This is a genomic window from Paenibacillus sp. MT124 (assembly GCF_058792755.1).
This window is the reverse complement of the sequence record NZ_CM179500.1, coordinates 1846769-1864069: the sequence shown is the minus strand read 5'-3', so window position 1 is coordinate 1864069 and position 17301 is coordinate 1846769. Positions and strand designations below refer to the sequence as shown.

The window sequence follows — 17301 nt, the reverse complement described above, 5'->3', positions numbered from 1 at the left end:
ATTACCGTCCACTGCCGGTGCCAATGCTCTCCGTTGGCACCTCTGCCTGGGTCAGAATCCCATGAATGATCCGCTCCGCAGCCCCTTCCTGCTGCCTCACCCTGTTACGGAATACAAGTCGGTGAGCCAGTACAGGTTCAGCCAGAATCTTGATGTCATCTGGTAGAACGTAATCCCTGCCATGCAATGCGGCCCATGCCTGACACGCCTTCAGTAAGGCTTGCGCTCCCCTTGGACTAACACCAAGCGAAAGCTCAGGGTGTCTGCGTGTCTCTTCTGTAAGACGAATCATGTATTTAAGCAGGTCTTCTTCGACCTGGACGGACTGATATGTACGCTGCGCCTCAAGAAGCTGCTCACGACTTAATATGGATGTAAGATCGTTAACCGAACGACCGGCTACAGTCCTTCTCAGAATCTCTACACTTTCATCACTGCTTGGATAACCCATGCGAATTTTCATCATGAATCGATCCATTTGAGCCTCAGGCAGTGGAAAGGTCCCCTGATTATCAATCGGGTTCTGGGTTGCTATTACGATGAATGGACGTTCCAGCTGTCTCGTTGAACCATCAATACTGATCTGACGCTCTTCCATGCATTCCAGCAAGCTCGATTGGGTTCGCGGTGTAGCACGATTGATCTCATCGGCCAGCACAAGGTTCGCGAACAACGGACCGGCTCTGAATTCGAAGTCACCAGACTTTTGATTGTAGAAATGAATCCCCGTTAGATCAGACGGCAGCAAGTCAGGGGTGAATTGTATGCGTTGAAACGTACAATCCAAAGAAGAAGCTACCGATTTGGCCAGCATTGTTTTTCCTGTACCTGGTACGTCCTCAAGCAATACATGTCCGGAAGCGATAACTGCGGTCATGATCAGTTCTATGGTTCGCTCCTTGCCTACAATAACCTGTCCCACATGATTCGTCAGATTTTTATTCATCTGTTCCATTTCCTGAATATTCATCATGCACCTTCCTTTCGCAAGCTATGAGTATGTATCCGCATTCATTCTAACTATAACCCATAATGCTTCCAAAAAAAAACAAAAGGAATCGGCCAACATGCCGATTCCTGCTCATCCTACCGTATTACACTAATGGGAGCATAATCATAAACCGGGTTCCTTCACCCTTCTTACTGTCAACCGAGATTGTGCCCCCATGGTTTTTGATGATGCGATAACTTACCGAAAGACCCAGTCCTGTCCCGCTCTCTTTTGTCGTGAAAAATGGATCGAACAGACGTACAAGCGTGTTGTGGTCCATACCCTGACCGTTATCCGTAATGGAAATCTGCACATACCTGTTCTCGGTCTCAGTGGAGATCCGTATGAGACCTGTATGCTCCTCCCCTACGCCCTCGATGGCATCCATTGCATTTTTCACCATATTCAGAATAACCTGCTTAATCTGTTTAACATCAATGGAGACGTTCATCGGCGAGTCTGCTTCATCTAGGGTAATCTCGCACCCTTTCATCAAGCCTTCGCTTTCCGTCAGTAAGACGACCTCTTTGAGTAAAGAATCCACCGATATAATGGTCTTCTGCGGTGCTGACGGTTTGGAGGAATTCAAAAATTCATAGATAATATCGTTCGCCCTGTCAATCTCCGTTAATATGATCCTGGCGTATTCATCTTTCCCCAATTGCAGCAAATGTGGGCGCAGCAGCTGTATAAACCCACGGATCGCTGTCAAAGGGTTGCGAATTTCATGCGCGATGGATGCTGAAATGCGTCCCAGCATGGCAAGCTTGTCATTCTGATAAGCAGTCTGTTCTATTTGTTTATAATCCGATACGTCCTTGACACTGAATAAAAAATCTCCATCCATCTGATCTCCGTAGGTTACTGTGACCAGCCAGTGTCTGCCATACTCATCAATCAGTTCATGATAGCGCTTACGGTGGAAGATGGTCTCCCGGTAGATACGTAAAATTTTCTTTTTCTTGAATCGGCTCATCTGTGGATGATGCAGCATTTGCATCAGGGTGCAGCCGCTCAACAGACTTCGGGGAAGCTCCAACAATTTTGCCATTTGAACGTTAATAAACGTCAATACACCGTTGCTGTCAAACAACATAATACCACTATCCAAATGCTCCAGAACATTTTCATATTTGTTGTAATCCAGATGTACAGGCGGGAAACTGTTCGTTGGGTGAGGCACTGTATCCTGAAATTCACTAATCATGACAGGTTCCTCCTTTTCACGTAAATGATAAACTTGCCATTCGGACATCATATCATCACAGAAACAGGAAGGGCCGATTTATTTTTCATTACCGGTGCCCTTTCGTTGGGGGGCTGAGCCGAAAATATGGATGGCACGTCCGGAACCTTAGCTGGTCTATTCCCGGTAACCAACAATTGATCCGGAAAATAATATATGTGGTTTGTTCCATTCAAAACCTTCTCCTATTCCCAAACACGAACATTTCATTTGCTCCGCCTCTTTTGCAAGTCTGTTTTTATCATAGACAAGTTTATAGAAGAGAGTCAATCAGAGAAAGTGTCGAATGGAAATTATTTTAAGAAAAACCTCGAAATACCCTATTTTCAAAACACAAAAACGAAGCCTTTTCGCAAATATCGCGAATCAGCTTCGTTCATATCCAAATGATTACATAACAATTTATAGCATAGCATTCAAATTAATCTATAGTCCGCTTTTATTGTGCTGAATTTTAAGTCTGCGCTGGCTCATTACGGCTAATCGGCGTTTGAGTTCGCTCTCCCACTTCTCATCCTTCATTTCCTTAGCCAGTCTCAGGAGATCAAGTGACATGTCAATTTGTCGCTGAACAATGACCATCGCATCCTCGCTCTCGCGGTTGACGCAATTTTCGAAGATTGCATCCTCATCCTCCGTCACGTAATCCTGAAAATCAATCTCGGAAGCTCCGTCGCCATGCGCATATTCAGCCAAAATTTCATATTCATTTTCCACTTTGTAATGCACTTCCACCCGGTGGCATACCGGACAAAACAGCAGGGGAACATTATGAACCTGGGTGCGGTAATGCTTCAGCGTGCCCTTTGTTCCCACCATACTTGCCCCACAACAGTAACTCATTTTTGTTCACCCTCCTTATTACGTGCCGGGACCTTATATTTAGACATGGTCTTCCTAGCACCTGCAGCTTTTCTGAAAAAGAAGTTGTTCCATCAGTGTATCTCATTCATTACCATATTATCATGGTGATGGCCCGAAAATATTTACGGGGTTTCCATACCCTATTCGCCTCAAAGGCCTTCAATTCCTCTTTCGGGAGATGTAAAAACCTCTCATTCCTATAATACTTCATTAACACGTTTCTTGCCCTGTCTAAACACCCTAATCCAACTTCCAAATAATATTTGGGAAAAAGGGTGCAAAAAGCCCTCAATCCCGAATGGGATGAGGGCTTGAACCACAAACGTTCAAGTTAATCAGACTTACAGGTTGCTGTCGCCTGGTTTCCAGTTCATTGCACACAATCCGCCGGATTGCAGTGCTTGCAGTACGCGAAGTGTTTCTTCAACACTGCGGCCTACATCGTTGTGGTTAACCACTTGGTATTTCAATTCGCCTTCTGGATCGATGATGAACAGACCGCGCAATGCTACGCCTTCTTCTTCGATCAGAACGCCATAATCTTTAGCCACTTGCTTCGTGATGTCGGAAGCCAGTGGGAAGTTCAATTGACCCAAGCCATTGCTGTCTTTAGGTGTGTTGATCCAAGCTTTGTGGCTGTGTACGGAGTCAACGCTCACGCCAAGAATTTCAGTATCCAAAGCTTTGAATTGCTCGGAAGCATCGCTCAAAGCTGTAATTTCAGTTGGGCACACAAATGTGAAGTCCAAAGGATAAAAGAAGAATACGAGCCATTTGCCACGGTAATCGGACAATTTAACGGAACCAAAATCTTGTCCGTCTCCCGATACTGTTTCCATTGCGAAATCTGGTGCTGGTCTACCAACCAAACGTTCTGCCATAACTAAAAATTCCTCCTTTGGGATTATGTAAGCATCCATATGGATTGCTCATCATCAAGAAAAGCGCGAACGCTTTTCCTGTTATTAAAATGGTTTGATACTTGATAACAAGTACAAGTAAAATGTTATCATCCGGACTTCTCAAAGTCAAGATTATAAACGTTATTTTTTTATAATAATTATAAATAAGAAATTTTCGTGCCAAAATATAAAGGAACAGCCCTCGATCTCTCCTATTGGAAAGCTAAGGGCTGCCCGATCATGATGTCTGAACTATGCCTGTTTACGGATCGCTGCAACGATCAGATCGCCCATTTCCGTAGTACTGATGGCTTTGCTCTTATCTACAGCAATATCACTTGTACGGTGTCCTGCATTCAACACTTCCGCTACAGCGGCTTCAATGGCATCCGCACCTTCAGCGTAACCAAAGGTTGTACGGAACATAAGTGCAACAGATAGAATCGTGGCAATTGGATTGGCCAATCCTTGACCAGCGATATCCGGTGCCGAACCGTGTACCGGCTCATACAGACCGAAGCTGCCTTCCCCCAGTGATGCAGAGGCCAGCATACCGATTGAACCTGTCAGCATTGCTGCTTCATCACTCAAGATATCTCCGAACATATTCTCCGTTACGATGACGTCGAAGCTGGCTGGACGACGCAGCAGCTGCATCGCACAGTTGTCAACAAGAACGTGCTCCACTTCAACATCCGGATATTCCGGGGCTACCCGATTAACCACTTCACGCCAGAGTCTGGATGTCTCCAGTACATTGGCTTTATCCACAGAAGCGAGTTTTTTGCGGCGTCCTTGAGCAATTTCGAATGCTTGACGAACAATCCGCTCCACTTCAGTTACATTATATACACAGGTATCCACAGCTTCTTGCCCCTGTGAGCCTTCACGTCTGAATTTTTCACCAAAGTAAATGCCTCCGGTCAGCTCCCGAACCACCATCAGGTCCGTGCCTTCCAGTACTTCAGGTTTCAATGTGGATGCATCCTTCAGGCAGTCAAACACAACGGCCGGGCGCAGGTTGGAGAACAATCCGAGCGCTTTACGAATTCCCAGCAAGCCCGTTTCCGGACGGAGTTCCTTGCTGTTGTTGTCCCATTTCGGACCGCCAACGGCTCCGAGCAATACGGCATCCGCACTTTTGCATACGGTGAGTGTTTCCTCTGGAAGAGGCGTGCCTTTTTCATCGATCGCAATTCCGCCAAACAGTGCGTGCTCGGTTTCAAAACGATAACCGAATACTTCCTCCGTGCGTTTAAGTACTCTCTCTGCTTCCGCTACAACTTCCGGACCGATACCGTCACCTGCGATGACTGCAATTTTTTTTACGTCTGTCATGGGTTGTCCAACTCCTTCATTCATTCTCAATCGAACGTGTCATATTTAACTCTCTCTTTTGTATCATATTCAGTGGTCATTTGACCAAGATATACAATCTATGACTTTAATAGATTTTACCTATAAGAGGTTTGGAGGGCTGTTGTTCTGCTCGTCAGACTGGAGTAAAATAATACGTGAAGTCAAATTCAGGTAACTCAGGAGGGATTGCAAACCATGCAATACACGTACTTGGGAAAATCAGGTCTTAAAGTAAGCCGGATTTGTCTCGGCACCATGAATTTTGGACCTGCTACAGATGAAAAAGAAGCATTCCGTATCATGGATGCAGCACTCGATGCTGGCGTTAACTTTTTTGATACCGCTAACATTTATGGTTGGGGTGAAAATTCCGGCCTTACCGAAGAAATAATCGGTCGCTGGTTCAGCCAGGGTGGCGGGAGACGTGAAAAAGTGGTGCTTGCGACCAAGGTGTATGGTTCCATGCATGATGAAACGGATGGTCCCAACAACGATGTCGGTCTCTCTGCCTATAAAATCAGACGTCATCTGGAAGGCTCCCTTCGCCGTTTGCAGACAGACCATGTAGAGCTATATCAAATGCACCACGTGGACCCGGCGGTTTCCTGGGACGAGCTATGGGGGGCATTCGAAAATGCTGTCCATCAAGGCAAAATTGGTTATGTCGGATCAAGCAACTTCGCTGCATGGCAGATTGCCATTGCTCAAAGCGAAGCCAAAAACCGCCATTTCCTCGGTTTGGTGTCCGAGCAGCATAAATACAGTCTTAACTGTCGTTTGCCTGAACTCGAAGTGCTGCCTGCAGCCAAAGAGCTGGGCCTTGGCGTGATTCCATGGAGCCCACTTGATGGTGGCTTGCTGGGTCGCAATGCACTTCAGAAGCTGGAAGGCACACGCAGCGGCGGCATCGCGGAACGCATTGAACATCATAAAACACAGCTTGAAGAATTCGCAGCACTGTGCCGCGATCTTGGTGAACCACAGGATACAATTGCTTTGGCTTGGGTTGCAGCCAATCCTGCAGTGACCGCACCAATCATCGGTCCCCGTACGCTGGAGCAGTTCGAAACTGCACTTAAATGTCTTGAAGTCACATTGGATGAAGCGGTGCTTAAACGTCTTGATGAGATATTCCCGGGTCCGGGTGGACATGCCCCCAACGCGTATGCCTGGTAATCTGCTCTAATTGCAATTTTCTAGATCCGTCCTAATGGATAAACATATCATTCAAAACTATAGCAAAAAGTCTGACCTTAGGTCCATTCCTAGGGTCAGACTTTTTTTAGCTCGCTCAACAAACTGCAGTGCAGTTCGAGTGCATTGGATGCTTGCTGCGTCTGTTTACAGATTCACGTTGACACGGTTGGTGTATGTTTTACGTTTCTCAATCAGCTGGTTCAGGCCATCCACATAAGCACGTGCACTTGCACCCAAAATATCGGTGCTTACACCGCGTCCCTGAACGGAAACCTGGTTCTGTGTCAATACAACATGCACTTCACCGAGTGCATCTTTACCATGTGTAACCGACTTGATGGAGTAATCAGACAGCGTAACTTCTTCCCCGCTCACCTTGTCAATCGCATTGTAAATGGCATCAACGGAACCATTCCCTTCCGCTTGCTGTTCAACGGTGTTACCGTCAAGCGTGGCGATACGGACTTTGGCTGTCGGAGTCGATTCATCCCCATACGTCACGAAGATGGATTCCAGTTTGTACACCTCAGGTGCATCCTGCAATTTCTCTTCGATCACCGCGAGCAAATCCTCATCAGTGACTTCTTTTTTCTTATCCGCCAGATCTTTGAATTGGGCAAAAGCACGATTCAGTGCTTCCTCATCCAGTTCATAACCCAGCTCAATCAAGCGCTCACGAAACGCGTGGCGTCCAGAGTGTTTACCCAGTACGAGCTTGCTTTCCTTCAGACCGATGGTCTCTGGCGTCATGATCTCGTACGTTGTTTTTTCTTTCAGCATGCCATCCTGATGAATACCGGATTCATGTGCGAAAGCGTTCGCACCAACAATGGCTTTGTTTCCTGGAACAACCATTCCTGTCAAACGGCTAACAAGCCGGCTGGTACGTGCAATTTCCGAAAGCTGCAGAGAAGTTTTTGCCTGGAAGAATTCCTGACGTGTCTCCAGTGCCATGGCAATCTCTTCGATCGCCGTATTTCCTGCACGCTCACCGATTCCGTTAATCGTACCTTCGATCTGATCCGCACCATTCAGAATGGCAGCCAGTGTATTGGCAGTTGCCATACCCAGGTCATTGTGACAATGTGCACTCAGCTGCACTTTTTCAATACCATGAACATTCTCTTTGAGATGCTTGAAAATGCTACCGTACTCATAAGGACTCAGATAACCTACTGTATCCGGAATGTTAACTACCGAAGCACCTTCCTCTACGGCCATATTCACCATTTCAACGAGGAAGTCATACTCGGTACGGCCTGCATCTTCAAGAGAGAACTCAATTTTGGAAAACGACTTCTTCGCATAACGAATGGCAGAACGAGCCGTATCCAGCACCTGCGCTTTGTCCATGCGCAATTTATGTTGGCGGTGAATCGGTGAAGTGGCCAAAAATACGTGAATGCATGGGTCCTGTGCACCTTTCAGCGCTTCTCTAACCGCGTCAATATCCTGCTCTCTGGAGCGGGACAAGCCAATAACCGTAATATTTTTAACCGCTTTCGCTACTGCATTTACCGCTGCCAGATCGCCTGGAGATGCTGCCGGAAACCCGGCTTCCATCCGGTCAATCCCAAGCCGCTCGAGCTGATGGGCAATTTCCACCTTTTCACGAGTGTTCAAATTGACTCCCGGGGATTGTTCTCCATCACGCAGCGTTGTGTCGAATACATAGATTTTACGCACGCCTCGCACCTCCTAGACTGTAATGTATGTTTGCCTCTAAACCAGCAATAGCGGCACACGCATAAGCACGGCCGCTATTTCCGGTTAAAGCTGTAAAATTGCTTATCTTATAAGTGCAGATTCTTACTTCTTGATCCAGTGCATCATCTCACGCAATTGTCCGCCAACCACTTCGATTGGGTGCTCAGCTTCGTTGCGACGAGTTGCTGTCAGGAACGCACGACCGGATTGGTTTTCCAGGATGAAGTCACGTGCGAATTTACCTTGTTGGATATCAGAAAGGACTTCTTTCATCGCTTTCTTCGTATCTTCAGTTACAACGCGAGGTCCAGTCACATAGTCACCGTACTCTGCTGTGTTACTGATGGAATCACGCATGCTTGCAAGTCCGCCTTCATACATCAGGTCAACGATCAGTTTCAATTCGTGCAGACACTCGAAGTACGCCATTTCAGGAGCATAACCAGCTTCTGTCAACGTTTCGAAACCAGCTTTTACCAGGGCACTTACACCGCCACACAGAACAGCTTGCTCACCGAACAGATCTGTTTCTGTTTCTTCGCGGAAGGATGTTTCGATAACGCCTGCACGTGTGCAGCCGATACCTTTTGCATATGCAAGACCGATGTCTTTTGCTTTACCTGTTGCATCTTGCTCGATCGCGATCAGGCCCGGTACACCGAATCCTTCCACGTAGGTACGACGTACCATGTGGCCAGGGGACTTAGGAGCTACCAGCAGAACATCGCTGTCTTTTGGAGCAACGATTTGACCGAAATGAACGTTGAAACCGTGGGAGAAGAGCAATGCTGCCCCTTTTTTCAGGTTAGGTTCGATTTCGTTTTTGTATACAGAAGCTTGCGTTTCGTCAGGGAGCAAGATTTGAACCACATCTGCACGGCTAGTTGCTTCAGCCGGAGACAATACTTCAAATCCATCATTTTTTGCAGTGTCAAACGATTTACCTTCACGAAGTCCGATGACTACATTCAAACCGCTATCACGCAAGTTTTGTGCTTGGGCGTGGCCCTGGCTACCGTAACCAATTACGGCAATCGTTTTTCCTTTCAATACGCTAAGCTCTGCATCCTGTTCATAATAAGTAGTTACTGGCATGTTTATAAGTCCTCCTTTGTATTGTAAAGAACCCTTCATTAATGAGCGGGTGTCTCAAGGGACCGGCATGCTGGCTGTTCCAGCACATCAGGTCTGATCCGATCCGTTCAGACACCCGCCCTTTAATGCGGGGGTGTAGCTCTCTTTTCAAGCGTTACATCACTAAAATGTTGAATTGCAGCAGATGCAGGATCACGATGTCATTCAAGGATCACCTGCAGTCTGTTGTACTGCTTCTTCTCGTATCCTTCGTTGCTTATCCGATATGCATATTAGACCATAGATTTAGATCTATTGGCAATTATACGTTTCCACGTACCAGTGCAGTTACACCAGTCCGCGAGAGTTCGCGAATGCCATACGGCTTAAGCAGCTCGATCATGGCGTCGATTTTGTCGGTATCTCCAACAACCTGAACCATCAGACTACTTGGACCAATATCCACAACCGATGCACGGAACGTTTCGACCACTCCCATGATTTCAGGGCGTTCGGAAGGTTCTGCTTTTACTTTAATCAAAGCGAGTTCACGGGCAACCATCGGCTTGAGGCTGAAATCCACCACTTTGATTACGTCAATGATTTTATAGAGCTGTTTCTCAATCTGCTCCAGCGTTTTGTCGTCACCAATAGTGACAATGACCATACGGGACAAGCCCGCTTCTTCCGACTGACCTACCGTAATGCTCTCAATGTTGAACCCACGTCGACCGAACAACCCCGATACCCGCTGCAGGACGCCAGGCTGATCGTTGACCAAAATCGAAATCGTATGTCTAATCATTCCTCAGCATCCCCCATCAGCATTTGATCAATTGTTGCTCCTTGCGGAACCATTGGATATACATTTTCTTCTTTGCGAACAACAAATTCTACAACGACCGGTCCAGGTGTATCCAGTGCTTCCTGCCATGCCCGTTCAGCTTCTTCCTTGTTCGTGGCACGCAGTCCTTTTACACCATATGCTTCAGCCAGTTTTACAAAATCCGGGCTTCCTGCCAGATCGATGTGACTGTAACGGTTCTCGTAGATGATCTCCTGCCACTGGCGAACCATTCCAAGCACCTGGTTGTTAATGATGACAATCTTGACCGGGATATTGTTGATCGCGCAGATTGCCAGTTCTTGTGAACACATCTGCATTCCTCCATCGCCATTAATGGAGATGACCAGTCTGTCCGGATTCGCCATCTGTGCACCAATTGCCGAAGGGAATCCAAAGCCCATTGTTCCGAGTCCGCCGGAGGTTACCCATGAGCGAGGTTGATTGAACTTGTAGTACTGCGCCGCCCACATCTGATGCTGACCAACGTCAGTAGTCACGATCGCCTCACCTTTGGTTGTATCATTCAACAACTCAACTACCCATTGTGGTTTCAACTCGTCTTCGGAATCCGTGTAGCTGTATGGTTTCTCTTGCTTCCACTGCTTGATTTGGTCTCTCCAGGCATCCGCACGCTCGGCACGCTGTACTTCCTTGTTGGCTATTTCGAGTACCGTCTTCACATCCCCAACGATCGGGATATCCGTCGCAATGTTTTTGCCAATTTCAGCCGGATCAATATCGATGTGCACGATTTTGGCATGTGGTGCAAAACCGTCCAGTTTACCTGTAACCCGGTCATCAAAGCGAGCTCCGATGTTGATCAACAGATCCGCTTGTTGAATCGCCTGGTTGGACGTGTATGTTCCGTGCATACCCGGCATTCCGGTCCAAAGTTCATGTCCGCTTGGGAAAGCACCAAGTCCAAGAAGTGTCGTTGTGATTGGAATGCCTGTTTTCTCAACAAATTCGAACAGTGCTTCGTGTCCACCGGAGTAAACGACTCCGCCACCTGCAAGGATCATCGGACGCTCTGCTTCCTGAATGGCTTGAGCCAGTCGATCAACCTGAAGTTTGTTTGGCACTGTCCGAGGGTTGTAGCCTCTCAGCGTCACTGGTTCAGTAATCGGTTCAAACAAGGTTTTGTTGGCAGAAACATCCTTCGGAATGTCGATTAACACCGGACCTTTACGTCCTGTATTAGCAATATGGAATGCTTCATGAATGACACGCGGCAAATCTTTAACGTCTTTTACCAGATAGCTGTGTTTGGTAATTGGCATTGTAATACCGGTGATATCCGCTTCCTGGAAAGCATCCGAACCAATCAGGCTGGAAATAACGTTCCCCGTAATGACTACGAGCGGTACGGAATCCATATATGCCGTTGCAATTCCGGTTACAAGATTCGTTGCTCCCGGACCGGAGGTTGCGATACAAACTCCAACTTTGCCGCTCGCACGTGCATATCCGTCTGCTGCGTGAATCGCACCTTGTTCATGCCGAGTCAGTACATGCTTGAAGTCCTCGAAACCGTACATCGCGTCGTAAATGTACAACACCGCTCCGCCCGGATAACCGAATACGCACTCGACACCTTCCAGCAACAAGCTTCTTAGCAGAATCTCAGAACCGCTAATGACCTCCGGCTTCATCCATTTTTCACGTAATTCATCTGTTGATCGTACTTCTGGAATTTGAGCTCCCATCAGTCATCCTCCTCTCGGAATTTACATCATTCTGACATTTGAAGTTACAAAAAAAACCTTTCATCCCTGCAAACAAGTTAATGCTTGCGAGGGACGAAAGGTTGTTGCTTCCGTGGTACCACCCAACTTTGTCCGAAATTTCGCAATAACGGACCTTACCAGGTACAAAAAACGATAGGTCAAACGGACATAGCCGTCTTCCATACCTGTTGTCTGTAACGCAGACATACGATTTTCCCTAATACGCGAGTGGAGTGACATCCAATGCTTTTCAGGAAAACAGCTCCGAGGTGAGCTCGTATATAAGGGATTATGGTGGTGGTTTCAGCAGATCCAGCCACTCTCTGAGCAAAAGAGCCCTTAAAACTTCGTCCTCTTCATAGCCGATTAAATATTCTCGTTAAATGTTAGGAACATTATATGATTCCTCCAACCGATAAGTCAATACCTGATTTGGATAAAATTTTTAAACGCCCTTTATCTCGCTACTACGCTACTTAACGTTACCCTATTCCCTCCACTTCATTCAGTCACCTTTTATCTTGCTCCAGGCATAGGATATACGAGCAGCACGACTAGTCTTGAAAGGAGGATCAGCATGGTGATTCGGCAACGCAATTCGAGGCTGGATGATGGCGCCATCATGAGTTTAATTGACTCGCAACTTGTTCCTCTATCCCATATGAGTACCAATGAAATCAACAAAATACGCAAAGACATACCCCTGCGTATGAACAGGGGCATGACCTTTGTTGTCTCACCGGACCCGAACAAAGAAGCTGTAGCATTTATACATTTTCTTATGCACGGCGAGTTGTTATATGTCGATATGATGGCAGTTGCTACAAAGGAACAGCGTAAAAGGTACGGTCAGACTTTGCTGCAAAAAGCCGAAAACTTCGCCGCATCACGAGGCTGCAAAAGATCCAAAGTAATGGTCGACGAAGGCAATACAAAAGGGCTGCAGTTCTATCAAAAAAATGGATATAGTACCGTTCGTTATATTATGATAAGCCGCTGTTACGAAATGGAAAAGAGTATTTAGGTTCTCCTAGAAAAATCCTGGTGGACGTGGCCCATACGGTCCGAACCCGGGTCCCGGACCATAGCCTGGACCATATCCGGGGCCGGGTTTTGGTCCAGGTCCGTAGCCAGGTCCATACCCAGGACCTCCATAGCCAGGGCCCCCATAGCCCGGTCCCGGGCCGTAAGCGTAAGGCAATGTGGCGATTGCAAGCAAATCAAACAAAACCAGTGGAAGAATGGCTTTTGTGCGCACTTTTTTGCCATTCACACGCTTTAGCACTAATTTATTGCCGGATACTTTCAACAGCTTCCCCGTAACCCGAGTGCCGTCTTTTTTCACCGCAACGATATTTTTGCCCACGAATTTCAACGCTTCACGACGCGTAACATGTTGTTTCATACTTTCCCCTCCTCCTCGGATCATTCAAAACAGTGTATTCGTCCATCACTTACTTCGCCTGTTTCTTTGTCCCTACTTGAAAATATGGGTCTCTACCCTGACACAGTGGAAACGTATGAATTGCTATTTGCATAACAAAAAAGAGCCCGCACAAAAGCGGACCCTTTCTCTGATAAAACTTATTATTTCGTTTAATGAATTGCTTACGTCTACCTTTTCCCCGGATCATACGGTTCACCGAGTGCAGACGGAGCTGACGAACGTCCGACTGCCGCGATAAGAACAATAATCGTGAGCAGGTATGGCAGCATATAAATAATTTCCTGGGGAATACTTTGAGACCATTCGAACAGCTGCACATAGTTTCGAATTGCTTGTGAGAACCCGAAAAATACAGCAGCACCAAATGCTCCGATTGGATTCCATTTACCAAAAATCATCGCTGCGATCGCAATGTATCCTTGACCAGAGACCGTATTATGCGAGAAGGTGCCTGTTGTAGTCAGTGTAATCGCGGCACCACCAACAGCCGCAAGGGCACCACTGATCATTACGCCAACATAACGATAGCGACGTACTTTAACACCTACAGTATCAGCCGCACTCGGGTGTTCACCCACAGAGCGCAGGCGGAGTCCAAATGGCGTTTTGAACAGAACGTAATACGTCAGGAATACTAGAATAATCGCCAGGTATGTTGTCGGATAAACGTTCTTGAACAACGCTTCTCCAATCAAAGGAATATCCTTCAAAAGTGGAACATCAAATTTATTGAAGCCCTGCACCAAAGGTGAGTCCCCGGATCCTTCAAACAACAACTTAACCAAGTATAGCGTACTTCCTGCTGCCAGGAAGTTAATGACGATACCACTGATAATCTGGTCAGCTTTAAACGTAATTGACGCAACAGCGTGAATCAGGGATACAAGTACACCCAATGCAACGGCAACCAATACACCCATCCAGGCAGACGTTGTTCCACCCATTCCTGCTTCTTGGGCATAGTGCGCCCCAATCCCGGCTGCAAACGCGCCAAAGACCATAAAACCTTCAAGTCCCAGGTTGGTTACACCGGATTTTTCAGAGAATATCCCTCCAAGGGAAGCAAAAATCAATGCCGTAGCAAAGACAAGCGTCGTATTGATAATTTGCCCAATTGTCAACAAGTCCATCTACAACACCTTCTCTTTCTTGCGCTTGGAATAGAACGGTTTAAGTACCCAGCGCACGATGCCTTGTGCCGCAATGAAGAAGATAATCGAACCGATTACAATTCGAATAATCTCTGGCGGTACATCTGCAGCAAAGCTCATACCCGCAGATCCATAGGTAAGCGTACCGAACAACAACGCTCCCAGAAGCACACCAAACGGATGGTTCAAACCAATCAAGGCAACGGCAATCCCGTCAAAACCTGTCCCTGGAGATCCCGACATGACTGTTTGATACTGGAATACGCCCAGTACCTGGAAAGCTCCACCAAGACCCGCAAGCATACCACTGATGAACATGGCTTTTACGATGTTGCGATTAACATGCATCCCTGCATATTCAGCCGCATTCGGGTTATAACCTACAGCACGAATTTCATACCCTTGTTTTGTTTTCCACATATAGATATAAAAGAGCACCGCCATAACCAGGGCAATCAATGTGCCCAGATGGACACGGGAGTTGCCCATGAGTTCGGATAACCAGGTCAAACTGATCGAAGCAGACTCACTGATATCTACCGAACGGTTCTCCCCTTGAAGCAGCAAAAACTGCCGTACAATCAAATTGGCCAGATAGAGACCAATCCAGTTCAGCATGATACTGCTGATAACTTCATTTACGCCTCGAGCGGCCTTCAGATAACCGGCAATCGCTGCCCACAGACCACCGAATACCGCGCCGGCAATCAGTGCCAGTGGAGCATGAATGTAGATCGGAAGACCCGCAAATTTAACCCCGACAAATGTAGCTGCAGTCATACCAACGAGAAATTGTCCTTCCCCGCCGATATTAAACAGTCCTGCACGGGACGCAAATGCAAACGCGAGACCCGTCATAATGAGCGGAGTCATCTCACGTACTGCTTCTCCGAAGTTGTACATGTCACCAAAGACTTTCTTAAATAAAGCGCCATATGCCTCAATTGGGTTGTATCCCCCAATAAGCATAACGATACCGCCAAGAATCAATCCCATAAGGATCGCAACGATAGGCAGAATAAAGGAATCACGGGTAAACCATTTCAATACTTTACTCATGTACAGTACCTCTCTTTTGGGTGCTACCCGCCATCATCAAGCCGAGCTCCCTGTCATTCGTTTCTTCCGGCAGCACTTCACCGACGATCTGGCCTTCATAAATGACAGCAATGCGGTCCGAAACGTTAATAATTTCATCGAGCTCGAAGGAAATCAGCAATACCGCTTTTCCTTGGTCACGCTGAGCAATCAACTGTTTCTGGACAAACTCAATAGCACCTACGTCCAAACCACGTGTTGGCTGAGCGGCAATAAGCAGCTCCGGGTTCTTATCGACTTCCCTCGCGATGATCGCCTTTTGCTGGTTCCCCCCTGAAAGGGAACGTGCTTTGGTTTCAATGCTAGGAGTCCGGACGTCAAATGCCTCAACCAGACGCTTCGCCTGCTTTTTGATTGCATCGAAATTCAGGAAGCCTCTGCGCGTATACGGAGATTTATAGTAAGATTCCAGAACGATATTTTCACTGACAGAGAAATCCAAAACCAATCCGTGCTTATGTCGGTCTTCCGGAATATGACCTACTCCCGATTCCGAAATATGACGCGGTGAATGGTTGGACAATTCTTTTCCTTGCAAACGGATCGAACCGCTATCCACCTTGCGCAATCCAGTCAAGGCTTCAATAAGTTCACTCTGTCCGTTACCATCAACACCAGCGATGCCCAGAATTTCGCCTGCACGAACATTCAGATTCAGTTCATTCAGAACAGAAATTCCCTCTTTGTTTTTGGCAGTCAATTTGCTGACTTCAAGGACGTTTGGACCAGGCGTTGCCGGCTTTTTATCCACTTTAAACGTGACATTACGACCAACCATCTTTTCTGCAAGCTCATTAGGATTGGTTTCCGATGTCTTTACAGAATCGATGACTTTCCCTCGGCGAATAATCGTGACCGTATCCGAGATCTCCATAATTTCTTTCAACTTATGTGTGATCAGGATGATGGATTTGCCCTCTGCCACGAGTTTTTTCATGATGACCATCAGTTCCTTGATCTCCTGAGGAGTCAGAACTGCCGTTGGTTCATCAAAGATAAGGATATCAGCGCCGCGGTACAATGTTTTTACGATTTCAACGCGCTGCTGCATACCGACTGAAATGTCATGAATTTTGGCATGCGGATTCACTTTGAGTCCATATTGCTCGGATAAACGCTGCACTTCAGCAGCCGCTTTTTTATAGTTAATATTGAGACCTTTTGTTGGTTCAGATCCCAAAATAATGTTCTCTGTTACCGTGAACGGCTGAACAAGCTTAAAGTGCTGATGCACCATGCCGATCCCAAGCTCGATGGCTTTGTTCGGGCTATCGATCATGACAGGCTTGCCATTCACTTCAATGGAACCTTCATCTGGCTGATAGAGACCAAATACAATATTCATCAACGTTGACTTACCAGCGCCGTTTTCGCCCAGTAGAGCATGGATCTCGCCTTTACGAAGCTGAAGGCTGATAGCGTCGTTGGCAACAATGCCTGGAAAACGCTTCGTGATTTGTTTTAACTCAACGACGGGGGTTGCTGCACCCATGTAATCACCCTTATAACTGATATAGTTTGGTTCCGCAAACGTAAGAAAAACGTCTATCGACGTATGTTCAAGGGAAAAAACCGCTTTTGTTGCGGTCACTTTCCTTCTCTTGAGATTATCGAATCCATCCAGCACAGCTGAAATGTATACATTCCATAATCTTAAGAAAAGCTCCTTCCGGAGCGTTATTGCTAAAACA

At 46.8% G+C, this 17301-nt stretch carries 15 protein-coding genes; 2 read left to right on the top strand and 13 right to left on the bottom strand.

Translation table 11 applies throughout. The features are described from left to right. Position 1: 1 nt before the first annotated feature. The 5 genes from AC3RCI_RS08780 to leuB all read right to left on the bottom strand — a co-directional run bounded on the left by AC3RCI_RS08780 (position 2) and on the right by leuB (position 5341). Complete coding sequence (locus tag AC3RCI_RS08780) at positions 2-970, bottom strand: AAA family ATPase (protein WP_492472704.1); 969 nt, start codon at positions 968-970, stop codon at positions 2-4. A 124-nt stretch (positions 971-1094) separates the two neighbouring features. After that, positions 1095-2198, bottom strand: a complete 1104-nt coding sequence (locus AC3RCI_RS08775; RefSeq protein ID WP_154895879.1) for an ATP-binding protein — start codon at positions 2196-2198, stop codon at positions 1095-1097. A 465-nt stretch (positions 2199-2663) separates the two neighbouring features. Further along, complete coding sequence (locus AC3RCI_RS08770; RefSeq protein ID WP_024628323.1) at positions 2664-3080, bottom strand: hypothetical protein; 417 nt, start codon at positions 3078-3080, stop codon at positions 2664-2666. Positions 3081-3442: 362 nt separating this feature from the next. Next, positions 3443-3982 carry a peroxiredoxin gene (locus AC3RCI_RS08765; RefSeq protein WP_062320195.1) on the bottom strand — a complete coding sequence of 180 codons (540 nt, stop codon included), beginning with the start codon at positions 3980-3982 and terminating at the stop codon, positions 3443-3445. Between the two features lie 273 nt (positions 3983-4255). After that, on the bottom strand, positions 4256-5341 hold the full coding sequence (gene leuB / locus AC3RCI_RS08760) for a 3-isopropylmalate dehydrogenase (protein ID WP_095288324.1): 1086 nt from the start codon (positions 5339-5341) through the stop codon (positions 4256-4258). A 216-nt stretch (positions 5342-5557) separates the two neighbouring features. Between leuB and AC3RCI_RS08755 the strand changes: the two genes are divergently transcribed. Beyond that, positions 5558-6538, top strand: coding sequence for an aldo/keto reductase (locus tag AC3RCI_RS08755; protein ID WP_492528663.1), 981 nt, complete (start codon positions 5558-5560; stop codon positions 6536-6538). A gap of 165 nt (positions 6539-6703) precedes the next feature. Here AC3RCI_RS08755 and AC3RCI_RS08750 read toward each other — a convergent pair whose 3' ends face one another. The 4 genes from AC3RCI_RS08750 to ilvB all read right to left on the bottom strand — a co-directional run bounded on the left by AC3RCI_RS08750 (position 6704) and on the right by ilvB (position 11893). Beyond that, complete coding sequence (locus AC3RCI_RS08750; RefSeq protein WP_492472707.1) at positions 6704-8245, bottom strand: 2-isopropylmalate synthase; 1542 nt, start codon at positions 8243-8245, stop codon at positions 6704-6706. A gap of 123 nt (positions 8246-8368) precedes the next feature. Next, positions 8369-9361, bottom strand: coding sequence for a ketol-acid reductoisomerase (ilvC, locus tag AC3RCI_RS08745; RefSeq protein ID WP_095288327.1), 993 nt, complete (start codon positions 9359-9361; stop codon positions 8369-8371). 301 nt (positions 9362-9662) lie between these two features. Next, on the bottom strand, positions 9663-10145 hold the full coding sequence (gene ilvN, locus AC3RCI_RS08740; RefSeq protein WP_095288328.1) for an acetolactate synthase small subunit: 483 nt from the start codon (positions 10143-10145) through the stop codon (positions 9663-9665). Next, entirely contained in the window at positions 10142-11893 is a 1752-nt protein-coding gene (ilvB, locus tag AC3RCI_RS08735; protein WP_095288329.1) for a biosynthetic-type acetolactate synthase large subunit, read from the bottom strand. Before ilvB ends, ilvN begins: the two co-directional genes overlap by 4 nt. A gap of 601 nt (positions 11894-12494) precedes the next feature. Between ilvB and AC3RCI_RS08730 the strand changes: the two genes are divergently transcribed. Next, entirely contained in the window at positions 12495-12938 is a 444-nt protein-coding gene (locus tag AC3RCI_RS08730; RefSeq protein WP_371859982.1) for a GNAT family N-acetyltransferase, read from the top strand. Between the two features lie 6 nt (positions 12939-12944). Here AC3RCI_RS08730 and AC3RCI_RS08725 read toward each other — a convergent pair whose 3' ends face one another. The 4 genes from AC3RCI_RS08725 to AC3RCI_RS08710 all read right to left on the bottom strand — a co-directional run bounded on the left by AC3RCI_RS08725 (position 12945) and on the right by AC3RCI_RS08710 (position 17102). After that, positions 12945-13319 carry a hypothetical protein gene (locus AC3RCI_RS08725; RefSeq protein ID WP_127539345.1) on the bottom strand — a complete coding sequence of 125 codons (375 nt, stop codon included), beginning with the start codon at positions 13317-13319 and terminating at the stop codon, positions 12945-12947. A gap of 209 nt (positions 13320-13528) precedes the next feature. Beyond that, entirely contained in the window at positions 13529-14491 is a 963-nt protein-coding gene (locus AC3RCI_RS08720) for an ABC transporter permease (protein ID WP_127539344.1), read from the bottom strand. Further along, positions 14492-15571 carry an ABC transporter permease gene (locus AC3RCI_RS08715; protein WP_110821115.1) on the bottom strand — a complete coding sequence of 360 codons (1080 nt, stop codon included), beginning with the start codon at positions 15569-15571 and terminating at the stop codon, positions 14492-14494. It abuts the gene before it with no gap. After that, the gene (locus AC3RCI_RS08710) at positions 15564-17102 is read right to left on the bottom strand and encodes an ABC transporter ATP-binding protein (RefSeq protein ID WP_492529850.1); all 1539 of its coding nucleotides are present in this window, start codon (positions 17100-17102) and stop codon (positions 15564-15566) included. Before AC3RCI_RS08710 ends, AC3RCI_RS08715 begins: the two co-directional genes overlap by 8 nt. Positions 17103-17301: the final 199 nt, after the last annotated feature.

Excerpts from the sequence above, each read along its gene's own strand:
- AC3RCI_RS08770 (WP_024628323.1), bottom strand. The coding sequence starts at position 3,080 with ATGAGTTACTGTTGTGGGGCAAGTATGGTGGGAACAAAGGGCACGCTG.
- AC3RCI_RS08725 (WP_127539345.1), bottom strand. The coding sequence starts at position 13,319 with ATGAAACAACATGTTACGCGTCGTGAAGCGTTGAAATTCGTGGGCAAA.
- AC3RCI_RS08765 (WP_062320195.1), bottom strand. The coding sequence starts at position 3,982 with ATGGCAGAACGTTTGGTTGGTAGACCAGCACCAGATTTCGCAATGGAA.
- AC3RCI_RS08710 (WP_492529850.1), bottom strand. The coding sequence starts at position 17,102 with ATGGGTGCAGCAACCCCCGTCGTTGAGTTAAAACAAATCACGAAGCGT.
- AC3RCI_RS08715 (WP_110821115.1), bottom strand. The coding sequence starts at position 15,571 with ATGAGTAAAGTATTGAAATGGTTTACCCGTGATTCCTTTATTCTGCCT.
- AC3RCI_RS08755 (WP_492528663.1), top strand. The coding sequence starts at position 5,558 with ATGCAATACACGTACTTGGGAAAATCAGGTCTTAAAGTAAGCCGGATT.
- AC3RCI_RS08775 (WP_154895879.1), bottom strand. The coding sequence starts at position 2,198 with ATGATTAGTGAATTTCAGGATACAGTGCCTCACCCAACGAACAGTTTC.
- AC3RCI_RS08720 (WP_127539344.1), bottom strand. The coding sequence starts at position 14,491 with ATGGACTTGTTGACAATTGGGCAAATTATCAATACGACGCTTGTCTTT.
- AC3RCI_RS08780 (WP_492472704.1), bottom strand. The coding sequence starts at position 970 with ATGAATATTCAGGAAATGGAACAGATGAATAAAAATCTGACGAATCAT.
- ilvN (WP_095288328.1), bottom strand. The coding sequence starts at position 10,145 with ATGATTAGACATACGATTTCGATTTTGGTCAACGATCAGCCTGGCGTC.
- leuB (WP_095288324.1), bottom strand. The coding sequence starts at position 5,341 with ATGACAGACGTAAAAAAAATTGCAGTCATCGCAGGTGACGGTATCGGT.
- ilvC (WP_095288327.1), bottom strand. The coding sequence starts at position 9,361 with ATGCCAGTAACTACTTATTATGAACAGGATGCAGAGCTTAGCGTATTG.
- ilvB (WP_095288329.1), bottom strand. The coding sequence starts at position 11,893 with ATGGGAGCTCAAATTCCAGAAGTACGATCAACAGATGAATTACGTGAA.